At 52.5% G+C, this 17,907-nt stretch carries 14 protein-coding genes and 2 tRNA genes; 9 read left to right on the top strand and 7 right to left on the bottom strand.

The genetic code is table 11. From position 1 onward, the window contains the following. Positions 1 to 120 precede the first annotated feature (120 nt). From ACN9MQ_RS12680 to narI, 4 genes are read left to right on the top strand one after another with little or no spacing between them, the layout of a single operon-like run. Positions 121 to 3,864 (top strand): nitrate reductase subunit alpha, encoded by a 3,744-nt coding sequence (locus ACN9MQ_RS12680; protein ID WP_041162693.1) that lies wholly within the window; start codon positions 121 to 123, stop codon positions 3,862 to 3,864. Beyond that, on the top strand, positions 3,861 to 5,396 hold the full coding sequence (narH, locus tag ACN9MQ_RS12675) for a nitrate reductase subunit beta (protein WP_014170471.1): 1,536 nt from the start codon (positions 3,861 to 3,863) through the stop codon (positions 5,394 to 5,396). Before ACN9MQ_RS12680 ends, narH begins: the two co-directional genes overlap by 4 nt. Beyond that, positions 5,393 to 6,103 carry a nitrate reductase molybdenum cofactor assembly chaperone gene (gene narJ, locus ACN9MQ_RS12670; protein WP_040017698.1) on the top strand — a complete coding sequence of 237 codons (711 nt, stop codon included), beginning with the start codon at positions 5,393 to 5,395 and terminating at the stop codon, positions 6,101 to 6,103. Before narH ends, narJ begins: the two co-directional genes overlap by 4 nt. After that, positions 6,103 to 6,780 (top strand): respiratory nitrate reductase subunit gamma, encoded by a 678-nt coding sequence (gene narI / locus ACN9MQ_RS12665; protein ID WP_014170469.1) that lies wholly within the window; start codon positions 6,103 to 6,105, stop codon positions 6,778 to 6,780. Before narJ ends, narI begins: the two co-directional genes overlap by 1 nt. On the opposite strand, the gene ACN9MQ_RS12660 is transcribed toward narI, so the two are convergent. Further along, positions 6,777 to 7,673, bottom strand: a complete 897-nt coding sequence (locus ACN9MQ_RS12660; RefSeq protein ID WP_426021006.1) for a DMT family transporter — start codon at positions 7,671 to 7,673, stop codon at positions 6,777 to 6,779. The two genes, narI and ACN9MQ_RS12660, sit on opposite strands and share 4 nt — an antisense overlap. A gap of 107 nt (positions 7,674 to 7,780) precedes the next feature. Here ACN9MQ_RS12660 and ACN9MQ_RS12655 point away from each other — a divergent pair, with 107 nt between their 5' ends. Continuing rightward, a complete protein-coding gene (locus ACN9MQ_RS12655) occupies positions 7,781 to 8,224 on the top strand; it encodes an Lrp/AsnC family transcriptional regulator (RefSeq protein ID WP_014170457.1) in 444 nt (147 codons plus the stop codon). Between the two features lie 61 nt (positions 8,225 to 8,285). Here ACN9MQ_RS12655 and ACN9MQ_RS12650 read toward each other — a convergent pair. The 4 genes from ACN9MQ_RS12650 to ACN9MQ_RS12635 form a co-directional block, all read right to left on the bottom strand. Next, positions 8,286 to 8,370: transfer RNA gene (locus tag ACN9MQ_RS12650), tRNA-Tyr, on the bottom strand. Positions 8,371 to 8,405: 35 nt separating this feature from the next. Further along, positions 8,406 to 8,490: transfer RNA gene (locus ACN9MQ_RS12645), tRNA-Tyr, on the bottom strand. A gap of 157 nt (positions 8,491 to 8,647) precedes the next feature. Beyond that, a complete protein-coding gene (gene purU, locus ACN9MQ_RS12640; protein WP_014170456.1) occupies positions 8,648 to 9,490 on the bottom strand; it encodes a formyltetrahydrofolate deformylase in 843 nt (280 codons plus the stop codon). Between the two features lie 48 nt (positions 9,491 to 9,538). After that, positions 9,539 to 9,997 carry a YchJ family protein gene (locus tag ACN9MQ_RS12635; protein ID WP_426021007.1) on the bottom strand — a complete coding sequence of 153 codons (459 nt, stop codon included), beginning with the start codon at positions 9,995 to 9,997 and terminating at the stop codon, positions 9,539 to 9,541. Positions 9,998 to 10,111: 114 nt separating this feature from the next. Between ACN9MQ_RS12635 and rssA the strand changes: the two genes are divergently transcribed. From rssA to galU, 3 genes are all read left to right on the top strand, one after another. Then, a complete protein-coding gene (gene rssA / locus ACN9MQ_RS12630) occupies positions 10,112 to 11,014 on the top strand; it encodes a patatin-like phospholipase RssA (protein WP_032669742.1) in 903 nt (300 codons plus the stop codon). 91 nt (positions 11,015 to 11,105) lie between these two features. Then, positions 11,106 to 12,119 carry a two-component system response regulator RssB gene (gene rssB, locus ACN9MQ_RS12625; protein WP_014170453.1) on the top strand — a complete coding sequence of 338 codons (1,014 nt, stop codon included), beginning with the start codon at positions 11,106 to 11,108 and terminating at the stop codon, positions 12,117 to 12,119. Positions 12,120 to 12,319: 200 nt separating this feature from the next. Further along, positions 12,320 to 13,228 (top strand): UTP--glucose-1-phosphate uridylyltransferase GalU, encoded by a 909-nt coding sequence (galU, locus tag ACN9MQ_RS12620; protein WP_014170452.1) that lies wholly within the window; start codon positions 12,320 to 12,322, stop codon positions 13,226 to 13,228. Positions 13,229 to 13,428: 200 nt separating this feature from the next. Here the strand turns inward: galU and hns are convergent, their stop codons facing one another. Beyond that, positions 13,429 to 13,842, bottom strand: coding sequence for a histone-like nucleoid-structuring protein H-NS (gene hns / locus ACN9MQ_RS12615; RefSeq protein WP_008502781.1), 414 nt, complete (start codon positions 13,840 to 13,842; stop codon positions 13,429 to 13,431). A 549-nt stretch (positions 13,843 to 14,391) separates the two neighbouring features. Here hns and tdk point away from each other — a divergent pair. Beyond that, positions 14,392 to 15,006 (top strand): thymidine kinase, encoded by a 615-nt coding sequence (gene tdk / locus ACN9MQ_RS12610; RefSeq protein WP_025203928.1) that lies wholly within the window; start codon positions 14,392 to 14,394, stop codon positions 15,004 to 15,006. Positions 15,007 to 15,071: 65 nt separating this feature from the next. Here tdk and adhE read toward each other — a convergent pair whose 3' ends face one another. Beyond that, complete coding sequence (gene adhE / locus ACN9MQ_RS12605; RefSeq protein WP_025203929.1) at positions 15,072 to 17,750, bottom strand: bifunctional acetaldehyde-CoA/alcohol dehydrogenase; 2,679 nt, start codon at positions 17,748 to 17,750, stop codon at positions 15,072 to 15,074. Positions 17,751 to 17,907 lie beyond the last annotated feature (157 nt).

Genomic DNA, 17,907 nt, shown 5'->3' with positions numbered 1-17,907 from the left:
CCTGAAACTCCCTCTCCGCCTTGATCGTTATCAATTCTCGCCATCTATCAGAGCGTTACCTTCGCTGCAAATCAGCAATGTCGATTTAGAGAGCCACAGGCTCCACACAGGAGATACCCGATGAGCAAATTTTTGGACCGGTTTCGCTACTTCAAACAGAAGGGTGAAACTTTTGCCGATGGGCACGGCCAGGTTCTGGAGACCAACCGGGACTGGGAAGACGGTTACCGTCAGCGCTGGCAGCATGACAAAGTCGTCCGTTCGACCCACGGCGTGAACTGCACTGGCTCATGTAGCTGGAAGATTTTCGTTAAAAACGGTCTGGTGACATGGGAAATGCAGCAGACCGACTATCCGCGTACCCGTCCGGATATGCCAAACCACGAACCTCGTGGCTGCCCGCGTGGTGCAAGCTACTCCTGGTATCTGTACAGCGCCAACCGTCTGAAATACCCTCTGATGCGCAAACGCCTGATGAAAATGTGGCGTGAAGCGAAAGTGCTGCACAGCGATCCGGTTGATGCCTGGGCATCCATTATCGAAGATGCCGACAAAGCAAAAAGCTTTAAGCAGGCGCGCGGTCGCGGTGGTTTTGTTCGTTCTTCCTGGAAAGAGGTCAACGAACTGATTGCCGCTTCAAACGTTTATACCGTTAAAACCTACGGACCGGACCGCGTCGCAGGCTTCTCGCCTATCCCGGCGATGTCGATGGTCTCTTACGCCTCAGGTGCTCGCTATCTGTCGCTTATCGGCGGAACCTGTCTGAGCTTCTACGACTGGTACTGCGACCTGCCGCCAGCCTCTCCGCAGACCTGGGGCGAGCAGACCGACGTGCCGGAATCCGCTGACTGGTACAACTCCAGCTACATTATTGCCTGGGGCTCTAACGTTCCACAGACCCGTACGCCGGATGCCCACTTCTTCACGGAAGTGCGTTACAAAGGCACCAAAACCGTTGCGGTGACCCCGGACTATGCGGAAATTGCCAAGCTGTGCGACCTGTGGCTGGCCCCTAAACAGGGTACCGACTCCGCGATGGCGCTGGCGATGGGCCACGTGATGCTGCGTGAGTTCCACCTCGATAAACCCAGCCAGTACTTTACTGACTATGTCCGTCGTTATACCGACATGCCGATGCTGGTCATGCTGGAAGAGCGTGATGGCTACTATGCAGCGGGCCGTACGCTGCGTGCCGCCGATCTGGTGGATGCGCTGGGTCAGGAAAACAATCCTGAGTGGAAAACGGTCGCCTATAACAATAACGGCGAGCTGGTGGCACCCAACGGCTCTATCGGTTTCCGCTGGGGCGAGAAGGGCAAGTGGAACCTCGAGCAGCGTAACGGTACCACCGGTGAAGAGACTGAACTGCGTCTGAGCATGTTGGGTAGCCAGGACGAAATTGCTGATGTGGGCTTCCCGTACTTCGGCGGCGAAGGGTCCGAGCATTTCAACAAAGTTGAGCTGCAGAACATCCTGATGCATAAGCTGCCGGTCAAACGTCTGCAGCTGGCGGATGGGTCGACGGCGTTAGTGACAACCGTGTATGACCTGACGCTGGCCAACTACGGCCTGGAGCGCGGCCTGAATGATGAAAACTGCGCAACCAGCTACGACGACATCAAAGCGTATACCCCGGCCTGGGCAGAGCAGATCACCGGCGTGCCGCGTGGACACATCACCCGTATCGCCCGTGAATTCGCTGAAAATGCTGACAAGACGCATGGCCGTTCAATGATCATTGTTGGTGCCGGTCTGAACCACTGGTATCACCTTGATATGAACTATCGTGGCCTGATCAACATGCTGATCTTCTGCGGTTGTGTGGGTCAAAGCGGCGGCGGCTGGGCGCACTATGTCGGCCAGGAAAAACTGCGTCCGCAGACGGGCTGGCAGCCACTGGCGTTTGCCCTCGACTGGCAGCGTCCGGCGCGTCATATGAACAGTACGTCTTACTTCTACAACCACTCCAGCCAGTGGCGCTATGAGACGGTAACGGCCCAGGAACTGCTGTCGCCAATGGCGGATAAATCCCGCTACAGCGGCCACCTGATCGACTTTAACGTCCGCGCAGAACGCATGGGCTGGCTGCCGTCTGCACCTCAGTTAGGGACTAACCCGCTGCGCATTGCCGACGAGGCGAAGAAAGCGGGCATGACCCCGGCGGATTACACCGTCAAGGCACTGAAAGACGGCACCATTCGCTTTGCGGCCGAGCAGCCTGAAAACGGCAAAAACCATCCGCGTAACCTGTTTATCTGGCGCTCTAACCTGCTGGGCTCCTCCGGTAAAGGCCACGAGTACATGCTGAAATATCTGCTGGGTACTGAAAACGGTATTCAGGGGAAAGATCTGGGCAAGCAGGGCGGCGTGAAACCAGAAGAAGTGGAGTGGAAAGACAACGGTCTGGACGGCAAGCTGGATCTGGTTGTGACGCTGGACTTCCGTTTGTCCAGTACCTGCCTGTATTCCGATATCGTGCTGCCAACCGCCACCTGGTATGAAAAAGACGACATGAATACCTCGGATATGCATCCGTTTATTCATCCGCTGTCTGCAGCTGTTGACCCGGCGTGGGAATCCAAAAGCGACTGGGATATCTACAAAGATATCGCGAAGAAATTCTCCGAAGTGTGCGTAGGACATCTGGGCAAAGAGACCGATGTGGTGACCCTGCCGATTCAGCACGACTCTGCAGCCGAACTGGCGCAGCCGCTGGACGTGAAGGACTGGAAAAAAGGCGAGTGTGACCTGATCCCGGGCGTGACTGCGCCGCACATTATTCCCGTTGAACGTGACTACCCGGCAACGTACGAACGCTTTACCTCTATCGGCCCGCTGATGGAAAAAATCGGTAACGGGGGTAAAGGGATTGCGTGGAATACCCAGAGCGAAATGGACCTGCTGCGTAAGCTCAATTACACCAAAGCGGACGGCCCGGCCAAAGGCCAGCCAATGCTGAATACGGCCATTGATGCTGCAGAAATGATCCTGACTCTGGCACCGGAAACCAACGGTCACGTGGCGGTGAAAGCATGGGCGGCACTGAGTGAGTTTACCGGTCGCGATCATACCCATCTGGCAACGAATAAAGAGGAAGAGAAGATCCGCTTCCGCGATATTCAGGCTCAGCCGCGGAAAATTATCTCCAGCCCGACCTGGTCTGGCCTGGAAGATGAACACGTCTCCTACAACGCTGGCTACACCAACGTTCACGAACTGATCCCATGGCGTACCCTGTCCGGTCGTCAGTCCCTGTATCAGGATCACCAGTGGATGCGCGACTTCGGTGAGAGCCTGCTGGTTTATCGTCCGCCAATCGATACCCGCTCCGTGAAAGCGGTAATGGGTACGAAATCGAACGGTAACCCGGAGAAGGCGCTGAACTTCCTGACGCCGCACCAGAAATGGGGCATTCACTCCACCTACAGCGACAACCTCCTGATGCTGACGTTGTCCCGCGGTGGCCCAATTGTGTGGATGAGCGAGACGGACGCCAAAGATCTGGGCATTGAAGATAACGACTGGATCGAAGTGTTCAACAGCAACGGTGCGCTGACGGCGCGTGCGGTTGTCAGCCAGCGTGTCCCGGCCGGGATGACCATGATGTATCACGCGCAGGAACGTATCGTTAACCTGCCGGGTTCTGAAATCACCGAGCAGCGCGGCGGCATTCACAACTCCGTGACCCGTATTACGCCAAAACCGACGCACATGATCGGCGGCTATGCGCAGCTGGCCTACGGCTTTAACTACTACGGCACGGTAGGATCTAACCGCGATGAGTTCGTGGTGGTACGTAAGATGAAGAATATTAACTGGTTAGACGGCGAAGGTAATGACCAGGTACAGGAGAGCGTAAAATGAAAATTCGTTCACAAGTCGGCATGGTGCTGAATCTGGATAAATGCATCGGCTGTCATACCTGCTCAGTCACCTGTAAAAACGTCTGGACCAGCCGCGAAGGGATGGAGTACGCGTGGTTCAATAACGTGGAAAGTAAACCCGGCACAGGCTTCCCAACCGACTGGGAAAACCAGGAGAAATGGAAGGGCGGCTGGATCCGTAAAATCAACGGTAAACTGCAGCCGCGCATGGGTAACCGTGCGATGCTGCTCGGTAAAATCTTCGCCAACCCGCATCTGCCGGGCATCGATGATTACTACGAGCCGTTTGATTACGACTACCAGAACCTGCATAACGCGCCGGAAAGCAAACATCAGCCGATCGCACGTCCACGCTCGCTCATTACCGGACAGCGTATGGATAAGATCACCAGCGGTCCAAACTGGGAAGAGATTCTGGGTGGCGAGTTCGAAAAACGCGCCAAAGACCAGAACTTCGAGAACATGCAGAAGGCGATGTACGGCCAGTTCGAAAACACCTTCATGATGTATCTGCCACGTCTGTGCGAGCACTGCCTTAACCCGGCGTGCGTGGCGACCTGTCCGAGCGGAGCCATCTATAAGCGTGAAGAAGATGGCATTGTGCTGATCGACCAGGACAAGTGCCGCGGCTGGCGTATGTGTATTACCGGTTGCCCGTACAAAAAAATCTACTTCAACTGGAAGAGCGGCAAGTCTGAGAAGTGCATCTTCTGCTATCCGCGTATTGAAGCCGGTATGCCAACCGTCTGCTCTGAGAGCTGCGTGGGCCGTATTCGTTACCTCGGCGTGCTGCTGTACGACGCGGACGCGATTGAAAATGCAGCCAGCACCGAGAACGAGAAAGATCTCTATCAGCGTCAGCTGGACGTCTTCCTCGATCCTAACGATCCGAAAGTGATTGAGCAGGCGCTGAAAGATGGCGTTCCACAGAGCGTGATTGACGCGGCGCAGCAGTCTCCGGTGTACAAAATGGCGATGGACTGGAAGCTGGCGCTGCCGCTGCATCCGGAATACCGCACGCTGCCGATGGTCTGGTACGTGCCGCCGCTGTCTCCGATCCAGTCTGCTGCGGATGCGGGTGAGCTGGGCAGCAACGGCATTCTGCCAGACGTGGAAAGCCTGCGTATCCCGGTTCAGTATCTGGCAAACCTGTTAACCGCAGGGGATACCCAGCCGGTCCTGCTGGCGCTGAAACGTATGCTGGCGATGCGCCACTTCAAACGCGCTGAAACCGTTGACGGTGTTAACGATACCCGTGCACTGGAAGCGGTAGGTCTGACCGAAGCCCAGGCGCAGGAGATGTACCGTTACCTGGCGATTGCCAATTACGAAGACCGTTTCGTGGTGCCGAGCAGCCATCGTGAACTGGCTCGCGAAGCCTTCCCGGAGAAAAATGGCTGTGGCTTTACCTTTGGCGACGGTTGCCACGGTTCAGACACGAAATTCAATCTCTTCAACAGCCGCCGCATCGATGCCCTGGATGTGACGAGCAAAACGGAGCCGCACCAATGATTGAACTTGTCATTGTTTCGCGTCTGCTCGAGTACCCGGATGCTGCGCTTGCGCAGCATCAGCAGGAGCTCTTTGATGCACTCGCGTCATCTGAAAATCTTGAGAAAGAGGATGCCCAGACACTGGCCGTTTTCCTCCGGGACCTGTTAGCGCGCGATTTACTGGATGCGCAGGCGGATTACAGCCAGCTGTTTGACCGCGGACGCGCGACGTCGCTGCTGCTGTTCGAACATGTTCACGGTGAGTCACGTGACCGCGGTCAGGCGATGGTTGACCTGATGGGACAGTACGAGCAACACGGCCTGCAGCTCGACAGCCGCGAGCTGCCGGACCACCTGCCGCTCTATCTTGAGTATCTGGCGCAGTTGCCTAAAGAGGAGGCGCTGGGGGGGCTGCAGGACATCGCGCCGATCCTGGCGTTGCTCGGCGCACGACTTCAGCAGCGCGAGAGCCGTTACGCGGTGCTGTTCGACCTGCTGGTGAAACTGGCCAATGCATCGGTCGACAGTGAAAAAGTTGCGGAGAAGATCGCCGATGAAGCCCGCGATGATACGCCACAGGCGCTGGATGCGGTCTGGGAGGAGGAGCAGGTGAAATTCATGGCTGACCAGAACTGCGGTGAGTCTGAAATCTCCGCTCACCAACGTCGTTTTGCCGGAGCCGTTGCCCCGCAATATTTGAATATCTCTAACGGAGGACAGCAATAATGCACTTCCTGAATATGTTCTTCTTTGACATTTACCCGTATATCGCGGGCACCGTGTTCCTGGTGGGAAGCTGGCTGCGTTATGACTACGGCCAGTACACCTGGCGTGCTGCCTCCAGCCAGATGCTCGATCGCAAAGGGATGAACCTGGCTTCTAACCTGTTCCACATCGGGATCCTGGGGATTTTTGCGGGTCACTTCCTCGGAATGCTGACGCCGCACTGGATGTATGAGTCATTCCTGCCGATTGAGGTGAAGCAGAAAATGGCGATGATTGCCGGCGGTGCCTGCGGCGTGATGACGCTGGTGGGCGGTTTACTGCTGCTCAAACGCCGTCTGTTCAGCCCGCGCGTTCGCGCGACCACCACCGGCGCGGACATTCTGATTTTGTCCCTGCTGATGGTGCAGTGTGCGCTGGGTCTGCTGACCATTCCGTTCTCGGCTCAGCATATGGATGGCAGCGAAATGATGAAGCTGGTCGGCTGGGCGCAGTCTGTGGTGACTTTCCACGGTGGTGCGTCTGAGCACCTTGACGGTGTGGCGTTTATCTTCCGCGTGCACCTGGTGCTCGGGATGACGCTGTTTGTGCTGTTCCCGTTCTCTCGTCTGGTGCATATCTGGAGCGCACCGGTGGAGTATCTGACGCGCAAATATCAGATTGTTCGCGCCCGTCGCTAATTTGCTGATTTGATCCCAACCCCGCACTCGCGGGGTTTTTTCTCGCCCCAGCCCAGGTTATTACCTGCCGCCGCAAACAGTATCAATGCACCTCCTGCCAGTTGCGTGATATTCAGCGAGTGTCCGAACACCACGTTATCGACAATTATGGCCACCACGGGATAGATAAAAGACAGAGAACCGGTAACGGGCGTCGGGAGCTTCTGGATCGCGCTATACAGCAACTGATACATGATCCCGGTGTGGACGACACCTAACGTCAGTAAAATCGGCCATGGGAAATCAGCTGAAAATGACGGCTGGTGGGCGAAGGGCAACAGCATGACCACGCCGGTCAGTACCTGAATAAAGGCGATATGCTGGGGAGCAACTGATTTAAGTCTGCGGGCGATTATGGCTGTCAGTGCGTAGAAGAAAGCGGCCCCCATCGCCAGACCGATTCCTGCGAGCCAGCCTTTGCCCTGTGCGCCATTCAGCTCACTGGAGAGCAGGATGATCACGCCGCCAAAGGCGAGAACGAGCCAACCCCATTTCACCAGGCTCACGCGTTCACCTAAAAACATCCCCATCAACACCAGCATAAACGGCTGAGTGTTATAAACCACGGTAGAAAGGCCGATTGAAATACGTTCATAAGCCGCGAACAGCAGCAACCAGTTCACCACTAACGCAACACCGCCCAGAATTGCCAGCAACAGCGTGACACGGGTGAGCGGACTAAATGGTTTTCGACTTATTCGGATGAAAATAAAAAGGGCCATCGCCCCGATCAGGCATCGCCAGAAAACCACTTCCGTCACCGGCAGGCCGGAAAGCAGAACAAACGCGCCAATCGAGCCGGAAATTAACATCGCCAGGCTCATCTGCCAGACGCCTTTTTGTACATCACCCATTATTCACCTCCTGATTAATGACGATATTGTCGAATACCGGTGTCGGGAATAACATGGCTGATATAAGGTGAAATACAGTAATGGCTTTTTTAAATTAGGTAAAAACGATGGAAAACCTTCTCGATGACATCGATCGCCAAATCCTGGCCTGTCTGGTTGAGGATGCGCGCATGTCGCTAAAGGTACTCAGCGGACGTATTGGACTGACATCTCCCAGTACAGCAGAGCGTCTGAAAAGACTGGAAGAGCGTGGGGTGATTGAAGGGTATGGCGCGCGCGTCAATCTGACGGCGTTGGGGTATACGTTGCAGGCGCTGGTGCGGGTTCGTCCTTTACCGGGGTTGCTGCAAAAAGTAGATAAGTACATTCAGGCCATGCCGGAATGTATTGAGAGCGATAAAGTCACCGGTGAAGACTGCTTTGTTATCAGGCTGGTCGTGCGGTCGATTGAGCAACTGGATGCGTTGCTTGATGGTCTGGCGGAACATGCTCAGTGTAATACGTCGATCGTGAAAAGTTCACCGGTGAAGCGCCGGTTGCCACCAATGTGATCGTCTGTTGCTATGCATGACACATCGTTTGAAATACATCACTGGATTGGCTTTGAAATGATGGTGGTGGGGGAAGGATTCGAACCTTCGAAGTCGATGACGGCAGATTTACAGTCTGCTCCCTTTGGCCGCTCGGGAACCCCACCAGGGGTAATTCAAATTTTGAGGTAATGCTGAGAGATGGTGGTGGGGGAAGGATTCGAACCTTCGAAGTCGATGACGGCAGATTTACAGTCTGCTCCCTTTGGCCGCTCGGGAACCCCACCACGGGGTAATGCTATTTACTGGCCTGCTTCCTGCTGGAAGCGGGGCGCATCATATCAAATGAGACGCCCCTGTAAAGCGTTACCACAATAAAAATAAACTGGTTGCCTGAATTTTACGCGTTAAGCTGTAAAGCTAACCAGTTCATTTTCTTGTCGATTAAAGAATAATCGTTCTGTTACCGTAAACGAACACACGTTGCGCAAGCACCTGATAGAGCGCACGACTGAGTACGTTCTTCTCTACGTCACGCCCGGCGCGCATCATATCTTCTGCGGTATAGGTGTGATCCACGTGAATCACGTCCTGCATAATGATTGGGCCTTCGTCCAGGTTGTCATTCACGTAGTGCGCGGTGGCGCCGATGATTTTCACACCGCGTTCGTACGCCTGGTGATAAGGACGTGCACCGATAAAGGCTGGCAGGAATGAGTGATGGATGTTGATGATCTTGTTCGGGAAACGCGCCACGAAGGATGGGGTCAGCACACGCATGTATTTCGCCAGTACCACGTAATCCGGGTTATGCGCTTCGATAGCATTGGCCATCAGGTTGTCATGTTCTTCACGGGTATGGCCTTCATGGCTGACCAGCTCAAACGGAATATCAAAACGTTCAACCAGCGTGCGCAGCGTCTCGTGGTTACCGATAACGGCAGCGATTTCAACATCAAGGCCACCGTAGTTTGCTTTCATCAACAGATCGCCAAGACAGTGGGCTTCTTTCGTCACAAGAATAACCACGCGACGACGGCCAGCGGGGGTCAGTTCACGCACGGAGCCTTCAGGCAGCGCGCTGTCGAGATCGGCAAGCAGGGTGGTGTCGTTGAAAATCCCTTCGAGTTCGGTACGCATAAAGAAGCGTCCGGTACGGTGGTCAACGAACTCGTTGTTCTGCACGATATTCAGTTCATGCTTGTAACAAATGTTGGTAATTCGTGCGATCAGCCCTTTTTGATCGGGACAGATGGTGCGCAGAACTTTACGTTGTAGTGATTGCATCGCCGGGAAATCCTGTTTGAGTATTTGCGAAGTCTGGGTTGTCAGGCATTACTGCCCGCAACACTTTTTAAATTTTTTACCTGAACCACAAGGGCAGGGATCGTTACGACCAAACTGTGGGCGCGTTCCGTCAATATAATACCATTGCCCGCTTTCCTTTAAGAACCGGGAACGTTCGATAATGACACCGGGCTTATTGCGTTCGATAAAGCGGGCAACGAAGCTGACATAACCTTCATCAGCATCACTTTCCGTTGACGATTCATAGACGGTAAGGCCGAGCCATTGGGTATTAGCAAACCCGGCTTCAATATCCTGTCTGAAATCGGCAGCGTGGCAGGACGGGTGCCAGGTTTTAATCAGGTAGTCTGCGTCTTTGATCACAAAAGCAGTATACCGTGAACGCATGAGGTGTGACGGGTCTGGTGCAACCTGATCGCCAGACAGATATCGCTGGCAACATAGGCTATACTCCAGAGCGCTACCACAAGGGCAGAGTTGAGACACGATTCTCTTCCTGGAACAAAAAATAAGGGCGTTAAACGCTTCGGGTAGCACCATGTTAACTGAGCAGTTGCGTTGATGCTATGTCAGGAATCCAGGGGACGTAAAACAGGGCTAATGAGAAAGGTTAAAATTGGACTGGCGCTGGGCTCAGGTGCAGCCCGGGGATGGTCGCACATCGGCGTGATAAATGCCTTAAAGCAGATGGGCATTGACGTTGATATTGTTGCAGGGTGTTCAATCGGATCGCTTGTGGGGTCCGCATACGCGTGCGGAAAGCTTCCGGAACTTGAAACCTGGGTACGCTCCTTCAGTTACTGGGACGTATTGCGCCTGATGGATCTCTCGTGGCAGCGCGGTGGGTTGCTGCGCGGTGAACGGGTCTTTAACCAGTTCCGTCAGATTATGCCTCTCGATGACTTCAGTCATTGTCAGTTACCCTTCGGTGCCGTTGCGACGAACCTCAGTACCGGCCGCGAACTCTGGCTTACCGAAGGGGATATCCATCTTGCCGTTCGCGCGTCCTGCAGCATGCCGGGCTTAATGGCCCCTGTTCCGCACAACGGTTACTGGCTTGTCGACGGAGGCGTTGTTAACCCGGTCCCCATTTCCCTGACCCGCGCTATGGGTGCCGATATCGTTATTGCTGTGGATTTACAGCACGACGCTCATCTGATGCAACAAGACCTGATGCCAGTCAATCTTCAGAGTGAAGATGCCGAGGGCGAAAAACTGGCCTGGCATGAGCGTCTGCGCGGACGTCTCGGGCGCATGGCCGCCCGGCGTGCGGTAACGGCACCCACGGCGATTGAAATTATGACGACCTCAATCCAGGTCCTGGAGAACCGCCTCAAGCGCAACCGCATGGCTGGCGACCCGCCGGATATTCTGCTTCAGCCGTATTGTCCGCAAATTTCTACCCTTGATTTCCATCGGGCTGAGGCCGCCATCGCAGCGGGCTCGTTAGCCGTCGAAAAGAAAATAGATGAGTTGCTGCCTTTTGTGCGAACAGCACGTTAAGCACCTTTTTTTGACTACTTCAGCAAAATCTGACAGGCGACAGTGCCGATAGCATGCCACTATGTAGTTACTGTCAGCCAGGGGAGGAACCATGACGAAGCCATTGGCCGGAAAACACATTTTGATTGTTGAAGACGAGCCCGTTTTCCGATCGCTACTGGATTCGTGGTTATCATCACTGGGGGCAAACACTTCACTGGCTGACGATGGCATCGACGCGCTGGAAAAAATGGTCAATATCACGCCTGATCTGATGATTTGTGACCTTGAAATGCCACGGATGAATGGACTGAAGCTGGTCGAACATCTGCGCAATGAAGCCAACCAGATGCCGATACTGGTGATTTCCGCCACAGAGAACATGGCGGATATAGCCAAAGCCTTGCGTCTGGGGGTTCAGGATATTCTGCTTAAACCGGTTAAAGATCTTAACCGGCTTCGTGAAACCGTCTTAGCCTGTCTTTATCCCAATATGTTTAATTCCCGGGTTGAGGAAGAGGAACGCCTTTTCCAGGACTGGGACGCCTTAGTGAGTAATCCCCCTGCGGCGGCGAAACTGTTGCAAGAACTTCAACCGCCGGTACAACAAAATATTTCTCACTGTCGTGTGAATTATCGCCAGCTGGTGGCCGCTGACCAGCCAGGGCTGGTGCTCGATATTGCGCCATTATCGGATTCAGACCTTGCATTTTATTGTCTTGATGTCACCCGGGCAGGGGATAATGGTGTATTAGCCGCGTTATTACTTCGTGCGCTATTTAACGGGTTGCTGCAGGAACAACTCTCCCATCAGGGACAGCGGCTTCCCGAGTTAGGCAGTTTACTCAAACAGGTAAACCAGCTTTTCCGTCAGGCCAATTTACCCGGACAGTTTCCGCTGTTGGTAGGTTATTACCACAGCGGTTTGAAAAATCTTATCCTCGTTTCTGCGGGGCTTAATGCCTCGCTGAATACCGGGGAACATCATATTCAGGTCAGTAACGGTGTACCGCTTGGAACATTGGGTACGGCTTATCTTAATCAAATTAGCCATCGTTGTTCCTCCTGGCAGTGCCAAATTTGGGGTGCCGGGGGACGGCTACGCTTAATGTTGTCCACGGAATAAGCAGTTGGATCTTAATTTTAAGATTGCTTTACCTGTGATTTATGGGGAGTGCTACTATCGCTGCCCGGAATCATGCGTATTTGTCCTAATTGATCGGCAACGCGTTCTTTTCAGACCCGGACTGCGGGATGAGGCTGATATACTTAACGCGTTATTTATTGCATAAAAGTTCAAAACTTGAACAGCTCAGGAGAATTTGAATGGCTGCCCTAAATTCGAAAGTCAGAAAGGCCGTCATCCCGGTAGCGGGATTGGGGACCAGGATGTTACCAGCAACTAAGGCGATTCCTAAAGAGATGCTGCCTCTGGTTGATAAGCCATTAATTCAGTATGTCGTTAACGAATGTATCGCGGCCGGCATTACTGAAATTGTGCTGGTTACACATTCATCAAAAAACTCTATCGAAAACCATTTCGATACAAGTTTTGAACTCGAAGCCATGCTGGAAAAACGTGTTAAGCGCCAGCTGCTGGAAGAAGTTCAGTCTATTTGCCCGCCACACGTCACCATTATGCAGGTACGTCAGGGTCTGGCTAAAGGTCTGGGTCACGCAGTCATGTGTGCGCATCCCGTTGTAGGTGATGAGCCTGTTGCGGTGATCCTGCCTGACGTTATTCTGGACGAATATGAATCAGATCTTTCTCAGGACAATCTGGCTGAGATGATCAAACGCTTCGATGAAACAGGCAGCAGCCAGATCATGGTTGAACCTGTGGATGACGTTACCGCTTACGGTGTTGTTGACTGCAAAGGCGTTAACCTTGAACCGGGTGAGAGCGTGCCGATGATTGGCGTGGTTGAGAAGCCTAAGGCCGACGTAGCGCCTTCTAATCTGGCGGTTGTAGGTCGTTATGTCCTGAGTGCTGAAATCTGGCCTCTGCTGGCGAAAACGCCTCCAGGAGCGGGTGATGAAATCCAGCTTACCGATGCCATTGATATGCTGATCGAGAAAGAGACCGTTGAAGCTTACCATATGAAAGGTAAGAGCCATGACTGCGGTAATAAGCTCGGTTATATGCAGGCGTTTGTAGAATATGGCATTCGCCACAATACGCTCGGTGAAGAATTTAAAGCCTGGCTCAAAGAGAGCGCGGGTATTAAGAAATAACTCAGGCTTCATTTGATCTGAACCGGTGAGGCTCTGCCCACCGGTTTTTTTATGCCCATAACACGCCGTCATCACGTCCGATTGTAAGGTAAGCTAAATAGCCAAATAACGCTTTATGACAGAGTGTAAGGGGATGTTTGCGGTAAATTGCGGGTAAAAAAAATCCCGCATTACGCGGGATTTTTCTGGAAGCGAGATGATTAATCCTTGATCAGGAAGTCATCCAGCTGTTTACCTTGCTCGTCCATTGCTTTCTTGATAACAGCAGGAGTACGACCCTGGCCGGTCCAGGTTTTAGTTTCGCCGTTCTCGTCAACATAGCTATATTTAGCAGGACGAGCAGCGCGTTTTGCTTTGGTACCGGTTTTAGCTGCAGCCATGCTGTTCAGCAATTCATTTGGATCGATACCATCAGCAATCAGCATTTCACGATATTGCTGCAGTTTACGAGTACGCTCTTCGATTTCAGCAGCAGCAGCGCTTTCTTCTTCGCGACGTTCATTAACTACAACTTCTAATTTTTCCAGCATTTCTTCAAGCGTTTCGAGGGTACATTCTCTTGCCTGCGCACGAAGAGTACGGATGTTGTTCAGAATTTTAAGTGCTTCGCTCATTGTAGTAATCTCAAACTTATAATGGGGGGTGGTTTGTTGTCCTAATAATAGAGCGATAAATTCAGTTGTGCAATAGCTGGGAATGTAAGGAATTCAAAAAATAGTGAATATTGCCGCTATTATTAATTACGCTAACTTAAATTTCATAACCCGCCAGTCTCGCTTGTTATCACGTAAAGTGGCTTAACGCAGTCGATTGCATCTTTTTTTTGTGACATTTGCCTCAGGAATTATAGTTGCGGCGGATAAATATCAGCCTTTTGTATTAGTTTACACCGGGTATGCTAAGGCAGAAATAGTTAATAAATAGTGAATTTTAATGAACGATGATTCCACTATAAAATGAAGTGTTATGTTTGGCTGGCCCTATAACATATTGGCTGGGGTGGATGCGTTTACTTCATGTTTTAACGCAGTATTTTTGCAAAATGCCGGCGGTAAACCTCGCGCTGAACCGCATAGTCTGTGCGTCGTATCGCTGATAACCAGACAAAATATGGTACAATGAATCATCGGTAATATTACACATTGATTAGGGTTTTACGGCCAATGGCACAACTTTATTTCTACTATTCGGCAATGAATGCCGGGAAATCGACAGCGCTACTGCAATCCTCATACAATTACCAGGAACGTGGGATGCGTACCGTTGTTTATACGGCTGAAATTGACGACCGCTTTGGTGCAGGGAAGGTGAGTTCCAGAATAGGCCTCTCATCGCCTGCGAGGCTGTTTAACCCGCAAACTGACCTGCTGGAGGATATCCGCACAGCGCATGCTTCACAGCCCATCCATTGTGTTCTGGTTGATGAAAGCCAGTTTCTGACGCGTGAGCAAGTTCATGCGCTTTCAGAGGTTGTCGATGAGCTTGATATTCCCGTTCTGTGCTATGGGTTGCGCACTGACTTTCGTGGTGAGCTATTTGCCGGCAGCCAGTATTTACTTGCGTGGTCGGATAAACTCGTTGAACTTAAAACCATCTGTTTTTGCGGCCGTAAAGCCAGCATGGTGCTTCGCCTCGACCAGGCCGGAAAACCCTATGCTGATGGCGAGCAGGTGGTCATAGGAGGCAATGAGCGCTACGTATCGGTGTGCCGTAAGCATTATAAGGAAGCGTTGATTGTCGGCTCACTGACGGCGCTTCAGCCTGACAACCGCAAATAATCCTTCACAGTAAAATGCAGACATAAAAAAACCCGCCAGAGGCGGGTTTTTTATCAGGCTGTCAGTTACGCGTTTTTCTTCGCTTTCTTGTCAGCTTTAATGACAGGTGCGTCTACTTTCACAGCAACAGTGTCATTTTCTTTGAACTCGCGGCCGTAGAAGGTATCCAGCAGGATCTGTTTCAGCTCAGAGATCAGCGGGTAGCGCGGGTTGGCGCCGGTACACTGGTCATCGAATGCATCTTCAGACAGCTTATCAACATGCGCGAGGAAGTCAGCTTCCTGAACGCCCGCTTCACGGATAGATTTAGGAATACCCAGCTCAGCTTTAAGGCTTTCCAGCCATGCCAGCAGTTTCTCAATCTTCGCCGCAGTACGGTCGCCCGGTGCGCTCAGACCCAGGTGGTCTGCAATTTCAGCGTAACGACGACGTGCCTGTGGACGGTCGTACTGGCTGAAAGCAGTCTGCTTGGTTGGGTTGTCGTTCGCGTTATAACGGATAACGTTGCTGATCAACAGGGCGTTCGCCAGACCGTGAGGAATGTGGAACTGTGAACCCAGTTTGTGTGCCATTGAGTGGCAAACACCCAGGAAGGCGTTAGCAAACGCGATACCGGCGATGGTTGCTGCACTGTGAACACGTTCACGGGCAACCGGGTTTTTAGACCCTTCATTATAAGACGCTGGCAGGTTTTCTTTCAGCAGTTTCAGAGCCTGCAGAGCCTGGCCGTCAGAGAACTCAGAAGCCAGTACGGAAACGTAAGCTTCCAGGGCGTGAGTCACGGCATCCAGACCACCGAACGCACAGAGTGATTTCGGCATTTCCATGACCAGGTTGGCATCAACGATAGCCATGTCTGGCGTCAGCGCGTAGTCAGCCAGTGGGTATTTCTGACCGGTTGCATCGTCGGTTACAACGGCAAACGGCGTGACTTCTGAACCTGTACCGGAAGTGGTAGTAACGGCGATCATTTTCGCTTTTACGCCCATTTTCGGGAACTTGTAGATACGTTTACGGATGTCCATAAAGCGCAGCGCCAGTTCTTCGAAGTGTGTTTCTGGGTGCTCGTACATAACCCACATGATTTTCGCGGCGTCCATTGGGGAACCACCACCCAGTGCGATGATCACATCGGGTTTGAAGGAGTTCGCCAGTTCAGCACCTTTACGTACTACGGTCAGGGTTGGGTCAGCTTCAACTTCAAAGAACACTTCAGTTTCAACGCCAGCCGCTTTCAGAACAGAAGTGATCTGATCTGCGTAGCCGTTGTTGAACAGGAAACGGTCAGTCACGATGAGCGCACGTTTGTGGCCATCAGTAATCACTTCATCCAGCGCGATTGGCAGAGAGCCACGGCGGAAGTAGATAGATTTCGGAAGTTTGTGCCACAACATGTTTTCAGCTCGCTTAGCAACGGTTTTCTTGTTGATCAGGTGTTTTGGACCAACGTTTTCAGAGATGGAGTTACCACCCCAGGAACCACAACCCAGAGTCAGGGAAGGTGCGAGTTTGAAGTTGTACAGGTCACCGATACCACCCTGAGAAGCCGGGGTGTTAATCAGGATGCGCGCAGTTTTCATCATCTGACCGAAGTGAGCAACGCGCTCTGGCTGGTTATCCTGGTCGGTGTACAGGCAAGAGGTATGACCGATACCCCCCATTGCAACCAGTTTCTCCGCTTTTACTACCGCGTCTTCGAAATCTTTCGCACGGTACATAGCAAGCGTAGGCGAGAGTTTTTCGTGAGCGAACGGTTCGCTTTCGTCGACAACTTTAACTTCGCCGATCAGAATCTTGGTGGTTGCCGGAACGGTAAAGCCGGCGAGTTCAGCGATTTTATAGGCTGGCTGACCAACGATGGCGGCGTTCAGCGCGCCGTTTTTCAGAATGATATCCTGAACGGCTTTCAGCTCTTTGCCCTGCAGCATGTAGCCGCCGTGGCTGGCGAAACGTTCGCGAACCGCATCATAGACGGAATCTACAACAACAACGGACTGTTCAGACGCACAGATAACACCGTTGTCGAAGGTTTTAGACATCAGTACAGATGCAACAGCACGTTTAATATCGGCCGTTTCGTCGATAACAACAGGCGTGTTACCCGCACCTACACCGATAGCCGGTTTACCGGAGCTGTATGCTGCTTTAACCATGCCAGGACCACCGGTTGCCAGGATCAGGTTAATGTCCGGGTGGTGCATCAGGGCGTTAGACAGTTCAACAGACGGTTGGTCGATCCAGCCGATCAGATCTTTTGGCGCACCTGCAGCGATAGCAGCCTGCAGCACGATATCCGCTGCTTTGTTGGTGGCATCTTTAGCACGTGGGTGAGGGGAGAAGATGATTGCGTTACGGGTCTTCAGGCTGATCAGCGATTTGAAGATGGCAGTAGACGTTGGGTTAGTCGTTGGAACGATACCGCAAATAATACCGATAGGTTCAGCAATGGTGATGGTACCGAAGGTATGATCTTCAGCCAGGACGCCGCAAGTCTTCTCATCTTTATAGGCGTTATAGATATACTCTGAAGCAAAGTGGTTTTTGATCACTTTATCTTCAACGATACCCATGCCGGATTCAGCAACGGCCATTTTAGCGAGAGGGATTCGAGCATCTGCAGCAGCCAGAGCGGCCGCGCGGAAGATTTTATCAACCTGTTCTTGGGTGAAATTGGCGTATTCACGCTGGGCTTTTTTCACGCGCTCGACGAGTGCGTTCAGTTCAGCGATATTAGTAACAGCCATAATGCTCTCCTGATAATGTTTAAACTCTTTTAGTAAACCAGCGCTCGATACGTCTGACAGTATAGACAGAGCCACTACGACTTGCGTTAGATAAAGTAAAACAAAGAGTTACTTTATGCTCTGGCGCGCTAACTTACTAAAAGAGCCTTACCTTAAC

It is taken from the genome of Enterobacter sp. R-25 (assembly GCF_049913205.1).
Taxonomy (GTDB): domain Bacteria; phylum Pseudomonadota; class Gammaproteobacteria; order Enterobacterales; family Enterobacteriaceae; genus Enterobacter; species Enterobacter ludwigii.
This window is presented reverse-complemented; position numbering and strand designations above follow the sequence as displayed.

Bases quoted from the DNA above. Each gene is read 5' to 3' on its own strand.
- ACN9MQ_RS12660 (WP_426021006.1), bottom strand. From the start codon at position 7,673: ATGGGTGATGTACAAAAAGGCGTCTGGCAGATGAGCCTGGCGATGTTA.
- narH (WP_014170471.1), top strand. From the start codon at position 3,861: ATGAAAATTCGTTCACAAGTCGGCATGGTGCTGAATCTGGATAAATGC.
- rssA (WP_032669742.1), top strand. From the start codon at position 10,112: ATGAGAAAGGTTAAAATTGGACTGGCGCTGGGCTCAGGTGCAGCCCGG.
- purU (WP_014170456.1), bottom strand. From the start codon at position 9,490: ATGCAATCACTACAACGTAAAGTTCTGCGCACCATCTGTCCCGATCAA.
- adhE (WP_025203929.1), bottom strand. From the start codon at position 17,750: ATGGCTGTTACTAATATCGCTGAACTGAACGCACTCGTCGAGCGCGTG.
- tdk (WP_025203928.1), top strand. From the start codon at position 14,392: ATGGCACAACTTTATTTCTACTATTCGGCAATGAATGCCGGGAAATCG.
- rssB (WP_014170453.1), top strand. From the start codon at position 11,106: ATGACGAAGCCATTGGCCGGAAAACACATTTTGATTGTTGAAGACGAG.
- narJ (WP_040017698.1), top strand. From the start codon at position 5,393: ATGATTGAACTTGTCATTGTTTCGCGTCTGCTCGAGTACCCGGATGCT.
- ACN9MQ_RS12680 (WP_041162693.1), top strand. From the start codon at position 121: ATGAGCAAATTTTTGGACCGGTTTCGCTACTTCAAACAGAAGGGTGAA.
- galU (WP_014170452.1), top strand. From the start codon at position 12,320: ATGGCTGCCCTAAATTCGAAAGTCAGAAAGGCCGTCATCCCGGTAGCG.
- narI (WP_014170469.1), top strand. From the start codon at position 6,103: ATGCACTTCCTGAATATGTTCTTCTTTGACATTTACCCGTATATCGCG.
- ACN9MQ_RS12655 (WP_014170457.1), top strand. From the start codon at position 7,781: ATGGAAAACCTTCTCGATGACATCGATCGCCAAATCCTGGCCTGTCTG.
- hns (WP_008502781.1), bottom strand. From the start codon at position 13,842: ATGAGCGAAGCACTTAAAATTCTGAACAACATCCGTACTCTTCGTGCG.